Here is a 12,030-nt window from a genome sequence, read left to right as displayed (position 1 = left end):
CTCAATCCTCCTGCTGGTCAAAGATGCCGGTGAAGTCGTCGGTGGCGACATCATCCGTGTAATCGTCTTCATCATCGCCTTCGTCGCCTTCAGCGAGGCGGTCGAGCGAAGTGTCCTCGTCGTCCCACATGCGCGGATGCTTATGCAACAACGCGGTGATGATGGCCTGGCGCGCCAGGTCGGGGTGGTTCTCTTCCAGCGCTTCCAGCAAGCCTTCCGCTTTCGGGCAGGAGGCTGCGCCAAACACGCGGGCCGGGTCGCCGTATTCAAAGTCTTCGGCGTCGGCAAACGCTGCCTTCGGGTCGTGGAATTCAATCACGTCCACCAGGGCGAAAGCCATCATGTTCAAATCGTCGATGCCGCCGCCGTTCAGGTATTCGGTGCGCAGGGCTTCAACCATTTTCTTGTAGTTCTTGTGGTCAGGCGGATCGCCGAGGATGCCCTCGATCTGCCCTTCCAGTTCGCGCGCCTGGTAGGCGAACTCTGGGTGTACTTTTCTCATTTGCTGCTGTCTTTCTGTTGATTCAGGCGGCGGGGATCGTTACGCCGTTGACGCTGAAAACGGAACGCCACTGCTGGTAGGCTTCCGCTTCCGGGTCGATGATGATGCGGTGGTGCACACTCTGGTTGTATTCTTCCCGTTTTTCAGGGTCGGACAACACTTCGTAAGCTTTGACGATAGCCTTGAAGCGGGCGTCGGCGCCCGGCTCCTGGTTGCGGTCCGGGTGGAAACGCATGGCCAGGGAACGATAGACCTTCTTGATTTCCTCGTCAGAGGCATTAGGCGCGACACCGAGCACATTATATAAATTTTCCATAAAGCAACTCCGGGCCGGTTTTTAAACGCGTAAGGACGAATTATCCTATAAAATGCCCTGTTTACGCTGAACTTCACTGCTGAAACCGGTAAACCAGGGTCAGACCCAAGGGTCTGACCCCGTCTACTCAAGCGCCGGGGTTATGGTTTAGGGCCTTTGACTTTCGACGAAGATCAACGACGCACAACCCCAACCGGCGGCTTCAGCATACTGGGGTCAGACCCTTGGGTCTGACCCTGGTTTACCGGTTTTAAACCAAAACATACATGAGCAACGACAAAAAAACTGCCGCCCCGGCCCCAGCGCCGAATTTCCTGCGCAATATCGTTGAAGCCGACCTGGCCTCCGGTGCGCATACCCGCGAAGGCCTGCCGCCGGTCATTACCCGCTTCCCGCCGGAGCCAAACGGCTACCTGCACGTCGGCCACGCCAAATCCATCTACACCAACTTCGGCCTGGCGCGCGATTTCGGCGGCCGTTGCCACCTGCGCTTTGACGACACCAACCCTGAAAAAGAAGAACAGGAATACGTCGACTCCATTATCGACAGCGTGCGCTGGCTCGGTTTCGATTGGAGCTACAAAGGTCCGGTAGGCGCCGGCGACCACCTGTATTACGCCTCCGACTACTTCGGCAAGCTGTATGAAATGGCCGAATACCTGATCAAGGCCGGCAAGGCCTACGTCGATAGCCAGAGCGCCCAGGAAATGAAGAACACGCGCGGCGGTTTTGGCGCGGCGGGCACCAACTCGCCATTCCGCAACCGCTCGGTGGAAGAAAACCTGCAGCTGTTCCGCGACATGAAGGCGGGCAAATACAAGGACGGTGAGCACGCACTGCGCGCCAAGATCAGCGAAGATGCCATGTCCTCGCCGAACATGAATATGCGCGACCCGGCGCTCTACCGTATCCGCCATGCCCACCACCACCGGACCGGTGACGACTGGTGCATCTACCCGATGTACGACTACACGCACCCGATCTCGGACGCGCTGGAAAACATCACCCATTCGATCTGCACCCTGGAATTCCAGGACCATCGCCCATTCTACGACTGGCTGCTGGAAACACTGTCGGAAGGCGGCTTCTTCGCCAAGCCGGTGCCGCACCAGTATGAGTTTGCGCGCCTGAACCTGACCTATATCGTCACCTCCAAGCGCAAGCTGCGCCAGATGGTGGAAGAAGGCATCGTCGACGGCTGGGACGATCCGCGCCTGCCAACCATGGCCGGCATGCGCCGCCGCGGCTTCACCCCGGAAGGCATCCAGTTGATGTGCGAACGCACCGGCGTGACCAAATCCGACGGCTGGATCGACTTCGGCGTGCTGGAAGGCGCCGTGCGTGAAGACCTAGACCCGAAGGCACCGCGCGCTATCGCCGTGCTGCGTCCACTGAAGCTGATCGTCGAAAACTTCCCGGAAGGCCAGTCGGTCGAGTGCACCTCGCCGGTCCACCCGCACCACCCTGAAATGGGCCATCGCACCTTCCCGTTCACGCGTGAGCTGTGGATCGAAGAAGACGACTTCATGGAAGTGCCGACCAAGGGCTACTTCCGCTTCACCCCTCCGTCCGGCGACCAGCCTGGCGCCCGCGTGCGCCTGAAATACGGCTTCGTGGCCGAATGCACCGGCTTTGACAAGGATGAAAACGGCAAGGTCACCGCGGTGCGCGTGAAGTACTTCGAAGATTCCAAGTCCGGCACCCCGGGCGCCGACACCTATAAGGTGAAAGGCAATATCACCTGGGTCAGCGCCGAGGCGGCCCTGGAAGCGGAAGTGCGCCTGTACGACCGCCTGTTCACCGAAGAGAAGCCGGATGCAGGCGGCAAGGACTTCAAGGAATTCCTGAACCCGAAAGCGCTGGAAATCGTGACGGCCTACCTGGAGCCAGGCCTGAAGGATGCCGCCGCCGAGCAGCGCTATCAGTTCGAGCGCCATGGCTATTTCGTGGCAGACCGCGTGCTGTCGCAACCTGGCAAGCCGGTCTTCAACCGCATCGTCACACTGAAAGACAGCTGGGCAAAATAACTGACCAGGACTGTGACAAAAAAGCCGCCTTCGGGCGGTTTTTTATTGTTAGTTTGATTTCAATCAAAGTGGCGTTTTTGCAACTTGACCTTGAAGCATGGAAATTCTTATAGTCGGGCAATGACACGCCTACAACTCAGCCTGTTTTCGCCCTCGAAGCCCTTGTGGTGGGTGGGGGGTGCGCTGTCGCTGGGCGTGGGCTTGGGGCTGTATACGGTCGCCACCCGCTCCGTCGACAGTGAAGCACGTGCGCGCTTCCATAACCAGGCCCGCAACACGCAGTTCAATGTCAATGCCAGCATCAAGGCCTACACCGATGTCTTGCGCGCCGCCGCCAGCTATTTCCAGGCGGGCGGCGAAGTCACCCGGGAAACCTTTCACCGCTACGTGCAAGGACTGGACCTCGAACAAAACTACCCGGCAATCGACAACATCAACTTCGCCGAGTACTACACTGATGCCCAGCGTCCGGCAGCAGAAGCCCGCCAGCGCCAGCTCACCGACAACCTCTACCCTGCCTATCGAGTCCACCCGGCGGGAAAGCGGGCCGAATATGCAGTACTGAGCCTGATCGAGCCACTGGAAGGCTTTGGCGACCGCTACGGCCTTGATATCGCGGCCAGGCCAGGCGTGGCGCAGGCGCTGTTTACCGCTCGCGACCAGGGCGCCATGAGCAGCTCCGGCCAACCCATCCCGCTGCGCAGCGCACCAAGCCACGTCGGCATGGCCATGCGTATTCCGATTTACCGTAACGGCATGCCAATTACCACCGATGCGGAACGGCGCCAGGCCTGCATTGGTTCGGTAGGCCTGGGATTCAGCGTGCCACGCCTGGTTGGCGCGGCACTCGGCGAAATGCCGGTACGTGCCGTGCGCGTGGCCTTGCGCGACAGCAGCAGCGTCGGCAGGCCACCTACCCTGCTGTTCGACAGCCAGCCCACCATGCCAGCCGCGGACAGCGACCATTTCGTCACCGAATTGCCGGTACAGTTCCATGGCCGCACCTGGCATGCCCAGTTCAGCGTGCCCAAGCGCGCACTGTATTCGAACTTTGACCAGTACCTGCCCGCGCTGGCGGGCAGCATGGGTTTCGGTGCCAGCGTGCTGATTTATGCACTGTTTATCACACTGGCCTCGTCGCGCCGCCGCGCCGTGAAGCTGGCGCGCGCCATGACGCGCGAGTTGCGCGACAGCCAGGCAAGGCTGCAACTGTCGCATCACCGGCTGCGCCGCCTCGCCGCGCACGCGGACCACATCAAGGAAGAAGAGCGCAAACGCATCGCGCGCGAGATCCACGATGACCTGGGCCAGAACCTGCTGGCCTTGCGCATTGAGGCCGACATCCTGGCCACGCGCACCGAGAAAACCCACCCGCGGCTGCATGCGCGAGCGCGGGCTACTCTGCACCAGATCGACAACACCATCCGCAGCGTACGCCAGATCATCAACGACTTGCGGCCGAATGTGCTGGACCTCGGCCTGTCGGCGGCTGTCGAATGGCAGATCGCCCAGTTCCGCCTGCGCTCCGGCATCAAGTGCGAATTCGTTGAAGGCGCAGTGGCCGACCATGGTGTCGATGACCATTGCGCAACCGCTTTCTTCCGCGTGCTGCAGGAATCGCTCAGCAATATCCATCAGCACGCATCGGCCACCGTGGTGCGCGTCGAACTGCTGCAGTTGCATGGCATGCTGCGCATGACCATCAGCGACAACGGCATCGGCATCAATACCGCCTGCCGCCATAAAGCCGGCTCATTCGGCTTGGTCGGCATCGAGGAGCGCATCAGCCTGCTTGGCGGGAACTGTTCGATCAACAGCCTTCCGCACGGCGGCACCACGGTCAGCATTGCGGTGCCTGTTGGCTACCGCGTCGCCCCTGCCGACGACCTGCGCCTCAGCGCTTAGGCATTTTTACCACTTGCTAGGACATTATCTGCCGATGTTGATGCAGATTAAACTCCCTTTCCACGGCTCAGCAAAAATGCATTTGTAACATTTGATCGCGCGACAAACTATTGATTTGAAAGGATGTTCCCATGTGTTGTTTATGCCGCGCACACCTAAATTGTTACTTGCATTGCCGGGGGCGATGTCTATACTTGAGCTAGTTGATCTACATCAACATCTGTGTTCCCAACTCCGAACACACCAGATGCCTGGCACCACCACACCAGCCCCCAAGAACGGCGTCTTCTCTCTCTCAGTCAGTTTTAAATTCGCTCACTTTTAAAGGGATTGTCACTCATGATTTCTGCTGAAAGCTTCAAGGCTATTGCCGATCTGGACCTGGAACCTATCAAGGTAAAACTGATGCACGTGGAATCTGGCGAAGGCTGGTCGCTGGAAAAGGTCAATGCAACCGAATTCGAATACCGCCGCTTCCTGTACCTGATGAAAACGTTCCCTAACGAGCAGACTGCTCCGCTGATGGACGTGGACATCTTCTGGCACTACCACATCCTCGATACGATGAAATACTTCATCGACTGCGAGAATGTGTTCGGCTACTACCTGCACCACTTCCCATACATCGGCCTGCGCGGCGAAGGTGACGAAGAAGCACACGAACGCGTGGGCAATCGCATGAAGGAACTGTATGAAGAAACCTTCGGCGAAGATTACTTCCGTAGCGCGGTGGCTTACTCGGGCCGCGTTGCCGCTGAAGCTGGTGCACAAGTCGCGTACTCGGGCCGCGTCGCTGCCGAAACCGGACCGCAAGTAGCCTACTCGGGTCGCGTCGCTGCGGAGGCGGCACCGCAAGTGGCTTACTCGGGCCGTGTCGCTGCCGAAGCTGCTCCGCAAGTAGCTTACTCAGGCCGTGTCGCTGCCGAAGCCGCACCGCAGGTTGCCTACTCCGGCCGTGTCGCGGTGGCCTACTCGGGCCGCGTTGCGTCGAACGCCGCACCGCAAGTTGCCTACTCCGGCCGCGTAGCTGCTGAAGCCTCGCCGCAAGTGGCTTACTCCGGCCGCGTAGCCGCCGAGGCCGCACCGCAAGTCGCTTACTCCGGCCGCGTGGCTGCCGAGGCCGCACCGCAAGTCGCTTACTCCGGCCGCGTGGCTGCCGAAGCAAAGACTGCCTACTCGGGCCGTGTAACGGCAGAAGCGAAAACCGCGTACTCCGGCCGTGTCGCAACTGAGGCGAAAACCGCGTACTCCGGCCGTGTCGCCGCTGAAGCGCAAACCGCTTACTCCGGCCGCGTTGCAGCGGGTGCGCAAACCGCCTACTCCGGCCGCGTCAGCGCCGAAGCCCAGGCAGCATCGCAATCGCTGTTCTATACCGCCCGCCCTCGCCTGGCAAGCGCCTGAGCCTGACCGAGCGCACCAATAAAAACGGCCGCACCTGCTAACAGGGGCGGCCGTTTTTTTACGTCCGAACGAAAGCTTAGTGCGCCATCAGATCGCGCAGTTCGCGGATGCTGAAATCGCTGATCTCGTGCATGCGGATCAGGATGGTCGCGCCGATCGGCAGGGTGTTGTGGCGGATCTTGCTGATCACAGGCGGAGCAACTTCCAACGCACGGGACAGGGCTGCGTCATTTTTCAGCTGCAGCTTTTCAATGATGGCGTCCAGGACGCGGTTCGGATTGTAAGACGACGAAGCAGTAATTTCTTTCAGAGAGCTCATGACTAATACTTTTTCAATGTGTTGCGCGGTCGCAACAAAATTATTGGCGGAATTTTCGACAAAGAGCGCCAGAAAAAGCCGTTATTGACGCAATTTTCGGCACACGGACGGTATCATACACCGTTTAATTGCCGTTCGCTTAACGCCGTGAGATTTTGATAGATTCTAGCGCGCAAAGCTGTGCTAGGAATTCATATAGTTTAACAAAAAGACTACTTCTAGTCTTTTGTTGCTAAAGTAAATGGAAAACAGAGCCAGGCGAACGTAATCCAGGCCAAGGCGGGAGGCAGGTACATCAGGGCCGCTGGCATTGGGGTGTACTCCGAACGCCAGTCCAGGCGGCGCCTGATTTCCTCAGGTGAAGGCGGGGGTAGGTGGGCATGGCCGCGCTGGGCCAGGTAGACACGGACTTGCTCCTTGGTGGGATGGCTATACATGGCGCCCTCCTTGGCGGACATTGGCACAAGATAGCGCCAGCAGCATCACAGGCGCTTGATGCATCTCAAGGCGGCTGCAACATCGGGGTATTGCAGCCGTACCTGCAACTCCTCCTTCAAGCGCCGGTTCGCCAGCCTGCGCGACTCCGACATGAAAGACAACAGAGTTGGCGCCACGGCCTGCGCCAATGCTGCGCGATCCAGGCGGGGTGGGCGCGGCAAGCCAAAATGATCGGCCACCATGTCGAAATAGTCTCCCATTTTGAGTTCCGTGTCATCCACTGCGTGATACACACGGTTACAAACTCCTTTGCGGAGGGCCGCCAAAACAACACGCGCGAGATCATCGGCATGGATATGGTTGGTGAATACATCATCTTCCGCGCGCAGCGCGGGGGTGCCCTGCTCCAGGCGCTTGAGCGGCAGGCGGTCTTCCGCATAGATTCCCGGCACGCGCAGGATAGCCAGCCGTCCCTGCGCGCGGCGCGCCCAGGCCCGCATGACCTGTTCCGCATCAACCCGCCGCAGGGCGCGCGCATTGCGAGGCGCAACAGGCTGGGTTTCGTCGGCCCAGCGCCCGCCCAGATCGCCATACACGCCAGTGGTGCTCACATAAACCACTTGCGCCCGGTCAGGTAAAATGGCGGTCACATTGCGGGTGCGCCGATCCAGCACACCCTCGCCCGGCGGTGGAGCCAGGTGCACGACATGGTGCGCCAGCCCGGCCAGGCGACGCAGCGACTCGGGCTGGTCCAGGTTGGCCAGCAGCGGCACGGCGCCCGCCGCACGCAATTCGGCGAAACGCTCGCGCTGGCTGGTCACGGCAAATACGCGGTAATGCGCGCGCACCAAAGGCAGCAAACGCATGCCCACATCGCCGCAACCAATGACCAGCAGGCGTGGCTTGTTGAATTTTTTACTGATTTCCATAATTAAGATTGTATGTCTTTCCAAATTACTGTTCAGCCTAGCGGCCACCAATTCATCTGCGAAGACGACGAAACCGTGCTGGCCGCGGCCATGCGTGCCGGTGTCGGCCTGCCATATGGCTGCAAGAATGGCGCCTGCAGCTCCTGCAAAGGCAAGGTGGTGTCGGGCTCCGTCAGCCACAAGGCGCACCAGCGCCGCGCGTTGAGCGAGGAAGAGGAAGCGGCCGGCATGTCCCTGTTCTGCTGCGCGATTCCGCATTCCGACCTGGTGCTGCAAGCGCGCGAAGTGGTGGGCAGCGGCGAATTCCCGATCAAGAAAATGCCGACTCGCGTCAACGCGCTGGAGAAGATGGCGCCGGACGTCATGGTGCTGACCCTGCAACTGCCGGCCAACGAAACCTTCCAGTACAAGGCCGGCCAATACGTCGAATTCCTGCTGCGCGACGGCAAGCGCCGCGCTTACTCGATCGCCACCGCACCGGAAGGCGGCGCGCTCACCCTGCACATCCGCCACATGCCGGGCGGCCTGTTCACCGACCAGGTGTTCAGCACCATGAAAGAGCGCGACATCCTGCGCTTCGAAGGCCCGTTGGGCACTTTCTTCGTGCGCGACGATTCCGACAAGCCGATGGTGCTGCTGGCATCGGGCACCGGCTTCGCGCCGATCAAGGCGATTGTCGAACACGAACGCGCCAGCGGCTCGCAACGCCCGATGACACTGTACTGGGGTGGCCGCCGCCCGCAGGACTTGTACATGGACGCGCTGTGCCGCCAATGGGCGCAAGAGCTGCCGAACTTTAACTACGTTCCGGTGGTGTCCGACGCCCTGCCTGAGGAAAATTGGAGCGGCCGTACCGGCTTCGTCCACCAGGCCGTGATCGACGACCTGCCGGACATGTCGGGGTACCAGGTCTACGCCTGCGGCGCCCCGATCGTCGTCGAATCGGCCAAGCGCGATTTCGTCAAGGATTGCAAGCTGCCGGAAGAAGAGTTCTACGCGGACGCCTTCACTTCCGAAGCAGACCTCCAGCAACCTTAAGTCCTTTCCCCGCGCTGCGTGCCGTGGGGCGCGCAGCGCTCCACGGCTCTCCCAAGCACGCAAACGTATGTCATCCAACGGCTTCTCCGTCCTCCGCCACCGCAATTTCGCCTTCTACCTGTCAGCCCGCCTGCTCGGCACCATCGCCGTGCAGATGCAGAACGTCGCCATCGGCTGGCAAGTCTATGCACAGACCAAGAACCTGTACTACCTGGGCATGATCGGCCTGGCGCAATTCGCGCCCTTCCTGCTGCTGATCCTGTACGCCGGCCACGCGGCCGACCGCTACAACCGCCGCAACATCATCGCCACCTGCCTCGGCGCGCAGCTGGTGTGCGGGCTGGCGCTGCTTGGCTACACGCACAGCGGCTTCAGTGCCGTATGGCCGATCTTCGCCGTGCTGGTGCTGTATGGTAGCGCTCGCGCTTTCATGAGTCCCGCCACGCAGGCGGTACTGGTGAACATGGTGCCCACCGAAGATTTCAGCCGCGCCGTGGCGCTCTCCAGTTCCACCTTCCAGGTCGCCGTGATTCTCGGCCCAACCTTGGGCGGCCTGCTGTACATCTACGGCCCCGCCACGGTGTACACCGTCACCTCGCTCATGTTGCTGCTGGCCGTGGTGCTGATGACGCTCACCCGCCCAGCGCCACAAGCCACGCGCAAGGAGCCCGCCACCTGGCATAGCGTGCTGGAAGGCCTGCGCTTCGTCTTGTCGCGCCCCATCATGCTGGGCGCGATTTCGCTCGACCTGTTCGCCGTGCTGTTCGGCGGCGTGACCGCATTGCTGCCGGCACTTGCGCACGACGTGCTGCACGTTGGCCCCACCGGCCTTGGCCTGCTGCGCACCGCGCCTGGCGCCGGAGCGGCGATCACCTCGATTGCACTGGCGTTCTGGCCGATCACCCGCCGCGTCGGCGCCTGGATGTTCGGCGGCGTTGCGGTCTTTGGCGTGTGCACCGTCATCGTCGGCTTCACCGACAGCTTTGTCATCGCCCTGGCCTGCCTGCTGGTGCTTGGCGCCGGCGACATGATCAGCGTGTATGTACGTCACCTGCTGGTGCAATTCGAAACACCCGATGAAATCCGCGGCCGTGTCAGTGCGGTGAATGCCGTCTTCATCGGAGCTTCCAACGAACTCGGTGAATTCGAATCCGGCGTCACCGCGGGTTGGCTGGGTCTCACGCGCGCAGTGATCTTCGGCGGCGTCGCCACCCTTGCCGTGACAGGCATCTGGGCTTGGCGCTTCCCTGTCCTGTCGCGCATGGACCGCTTCCCCCATCACGGCAAGTAGTAAGATTGGCCACATGAGCTACCACATCGTTCGAAGCCGGCCCCACCTGAGCGCCGCGATCGCGGTCGGCGCGCTGGCCGGCGTATTCCTGCCTTCGCACTGGAAGCCGCTGGTGCGCCTGCTGTCGGCATGGGACATCGCGGTCTGGACGTACCTGATTACCGTCGGCTGGATGATGATGCGCGCCGACCATCGCGAAGTGAAGCGCATCGCCGCGCGCCAGGATGAACGGGCCGCGACCATCCTGGCCAGCCTGGTTGTCGCCACGGTCGCCAGCATGATCGCCATCAGCAGCGAACTGGCCAGCCTGCGCGATATGCCGGCCAGTGAACGCGGCTTGCACTACGCCTTCGTGGTGCTGACCCTGGTAGGCTCCTAGTTCCTGGTCGGCACCCTGTTCTGCTTCCATTACGCCCACTTGTATTACAACGGCGAAGGACGCCAGCGCCCACTTTCCTTCCCGGGCGGCGAAAGCCAGCCGGACTATTGGGACTTCCTTTACTTCTCCTTTACGATTGCGGTCGCCGCCCAGACCTCGGACGTAGCCGTGCAATCGTCCTCCCTGCGCAAGCTGGTGCTCGGCCAATCCGTGCTGAGCTTCTTCTTCAATCTTCTTATCCTGGGTTTATTTGTGAATATGGCGGCTTCGCTGATGTAGGAGTAAGATGAAATCGCGTGGCAACACGTTTTGGTTAACAAACGGGAGCAGCATATGCAAATCAGTGTGAACACCGACAAAACCATCGAACGTACAGCAGGCCTGGAAGACCATGTGAAGGAAGTGGTCAAGACTGCACTCCACCGGTTCGGCGAGCACATCGGACGCGTCGACGTCCACCTCAGCGAAGGCAATGCAAAAAAGTCCTCTGACGGAGATATCCGCTGCATGATCGAGGCACGCGTCAACGGCTACCAGCCGATTGCCGTCACCGACCACGACGCAACCCTGCATCAATCCATCAACGGCGCAGCAGACAAGCTGCAACGAGCTATCGAAAGCGCATTGGGCCGCCTGAGCGATAGCAAACGCCACACCTCGCAGCCCAACTTTGAAGAAGCTGAGGAATAACCCCTAGCTTCCGGCGGCCAGGCCTTTCAGGTATCGGATACCTTGCAGGGCACGGCTGCCGTACCAGGACATCATTTCCCCATCGACCAACTGCACCGGCTTGCCGATCTGGCGCTCCAGCGCGTCCACGTGCTCTTCCGTGAAGCGGTACGGCTCGGACGATAGCAGCACCTGGTCCACATCCTGCACCAGCGCATCGCTCCATTGGAAGCTCGGATAGCGCACCTCGCCGATCTCGGGCACCGACCAGCCGATCAGCGCCAGCATGCGGGCGATATAGGTCTCGCGTGAGACCGTCATCCACGGATCTTTCCAGATGCAGTACAGCACGCGCTGTGGACGGCCCGCCTGCACTTGCGCCAGTTCGCGTTCGAACTCGCTGCACCACGCGTCCGCGCGTTGCTGGGCGCAGAACACGCCGCCCATCAACTGCACCAGCGCCAGGTTATCGCGCGGCTCGACCGGATGCGTGACCACGATATTCGGCACAAATTCAGCCAGCTTGTCGACCGTAGGCTTTTCGTTCTCGTCGATGTTCACCACCAGGTGGGTTGGTGCCAGCTTGCGGATCTTCTCGATGTTGACGTCCTTGGTACCGCCCACCTTCGGGATATCGCGCACCGTGTCTGCAGGATGGATGCAGAAGCCGGTACGGCCGACCAGTTGCGTTGCCAGGCCCAGGTCGCAAAGAAGCTCGGTAATCGAAGGCACCAGCGAAACGATACGCGCGCCTGGAGCGGCCGCATGTTGCTGGCCGAGGATGTCGGTAAAAGTCATGGGGGATATTGAACCACA

11 protein-coding genes and 1 pseudogene are annotated in these 12,030 nt (G+C 60.7%); 7 read left to right on the top strand and 5 right to left on the bottom strand.

The genetic code is table 11. The features are described from left to right. Window position 1 precedes the first annotated feature (1 nt). Together ACQ4MM_RS20600 and ACQ4MM_RS20595 are read right to left on the bottom strand one after the other, a co-directional pair. A complete protein-coding gene (locus ACQ4MM_RS20600; protein WP_431479106.1) occupies window positions 2-502 on the bottom strand; it encodes a hypothetical protein in 501 nt (166 codons plus the stop codon). A gap of 22 nt (window positions 503-524) precedes the next feature. Further along, entirely contained in the window at window positions 525-818 is a 294-nt protein-coding gene (locus ACQ4MM_RS20595; protein WP_055936718.1) for a DnaJ domain-containing protein, read from the bottom strand. Window positions 819-1,084: 266 nt separating this feature from the next. Between ACQ4MM_RS20595 and ACQ4MM_RS20590 the strand changes: the two genes are divergently transcribed. The 3 genes from ACQ4MM_RS20590 (at window position 1,085) to ACQ4MM_RS20580 (ending at window position 6,151) form a co-directional block, all read left to right on the top strand. Continuing rightward, complete coding sequence (locus ACQ4MM_RS20590) at window positions 1,085-2,845, top strand: glutamine--tRNA ligase/YqeY domain fusion protein (RefSeq protein ID WP_431479105.1); 1,761 nt, start codon at window positions 1,085-1,087, stop codon at window positions 2,843-2,845. 120 nt (window positions 2,846-2,965) lie between these two features. After that, window positions 2,966-4,750 (top strand): CHASE domain-containing protein, encoded by a 1,785-nt coding sequence (locus ACQ4MM_RS20585; RefSeq protein WP_431479104.1) that lies wholly within the window; start codon window positions 2,966-2,968, stop codon window positions 4,748-4,750. A gap of 339 nt (window positions 4,751-5,089) precedes the next feature. Beyond that, window positions 5,090-6,151: a glycine-rich domain-containing protein-like gene (locus ACQ4MM_RS20580; RefSeq protein ID WP_431479103.1), complete on the top strand. Its 1,062-nt coding sequence runs from the start codon at window positions 5,090-5,092 to the stop codon at window positions 6,149-6,151. Between the two features lie 76 nt (window positions 6,152-6,227). On the opposite strand, the gene ACQ4MM_RS20575 is transcribed toward ACQ4MM_RS20580, so the two are convergent. Both ACQ4MM_RS20575 and ACQ4MM_RS20570 read right to left on the bottom strand, forming a co-directional pair. Continuing rightward, window positions 6,228-6,470 carry a hypothetical protein gene (locus ACQ4MM_RS20575; protein ID WP_055936706.1) on the bottom strand — a complete coding sequence of 81 codons (243 nt, stop codon included), beginning with the start codon at window positions 6,468-6,470 and terminating at the stop codon, window positions 6,228-6,230. Between the two features lie 482 nt (window positions 6,471-6,952). Continuing rightward, a complete protein-coding gene (locus ACQ4MM_RS20570) occupies window positions 6,953-7,837 on the bottom strand; it encodes an SDR family oxidoreductase (RefSeq protein WP_431479102.1) in 885 nt (294 codons plus the stop codon). A gap of 12 nt (window positions 7,838-7,849) precedes the next feature. Here ACQ4MM_RS20570 and ACQ4MM_RS20565 point away from each other — a divergent pair, with 12 nt between their 5' ends. The 4 genes and pseudogenes from ACQ4MM_RS20565 to ACQ4MM_RS20550 all read left to right on the top strand — a co-directional run bounded on the left by ACQ4MM_RS20565 (window position 7,850) and on the right by ACQ4MM_RS20550 (window position 11,235). Further along, the gene (locus tag ACQ4MM_RS20565) at window positions 7,850-8,875 is read left to right on the top strand and encodes a CDP-6-deoxy-delta-3,4-glucoseen reductase (RefSeq protein WP_431479101.1); all 1,026 of its coding nucleotides are present in this window, start codon (window positions 7,850-7,852) and stop codon (window positions 8,873-8,875) included. Between the two features lie 67 nt (window positions 8,876-8,942). Continuing rightward, the gene (locus tag ACQ4MM_RS20560) at window positions 8,943-10,166 is read left to right on the top strand and encodes an MFS transporter (protein ID WP_431479100.1); all 1,224 of its coding nucleotides are present in this window, start codon (window positions 8,943-8,945) and stop codon (window positions 10,164-10,166) included. 13 nt (window positions 10,167-10,179) lie between these two features. Further along, window positions 10,180-10,824, top strand: a pseudogene (locus ACQ4MM_RS20555) (DUF1345 domain-containing protein). Between the two features lie 54 nt (window positions 10,825-10,878). Continuing rightward, on the top strand, window positions 10,879-11,235 hold the full coding sequence (locus ACQ4MM_RS20550; RefSeq protein ID WP_431479099.1) for an HPF/RaiA family ribosome-associated protein: 357 nt from the start codon (window positions 10,879-10,881) through the stop codon (window positions 11,233-11,235). 3 nt (window positions 11,236-11,238) lie between these two features. On the opposite strand, the gene ACQ4MM_RS20545 is transcribed toward ACQ4MM_RS20550, so the two are convergent. Beyond that, window positions 11,239-12,012 (bottom strand): helical backbone metal receptor, encoded by a 774-nt coding sequence (locus tag ACQ4MM_RS20545; RefSeq protein ID WP_431479098.1) that lies wholly within the window; start codon window positions 12,010-12,012, stop codon window positions 11,239-11,241. Window positions 12,013-12,030: the final 18 nt, after the last annotated feature.

The organism is Massilia eburnea (assembly GCF_050709955.1).
In the GTDB taxonomy this organism is placed as follows: Bacteria; Pseudomonadota; Gammaproteobacteria; order Burkholderiales; family Burkholderiaceae_D; genus Rugamonas; species Rugamonas eburnea_A.
This window is presented reverse-complemented; position numbering and strand designations above follow the sequence as displayed.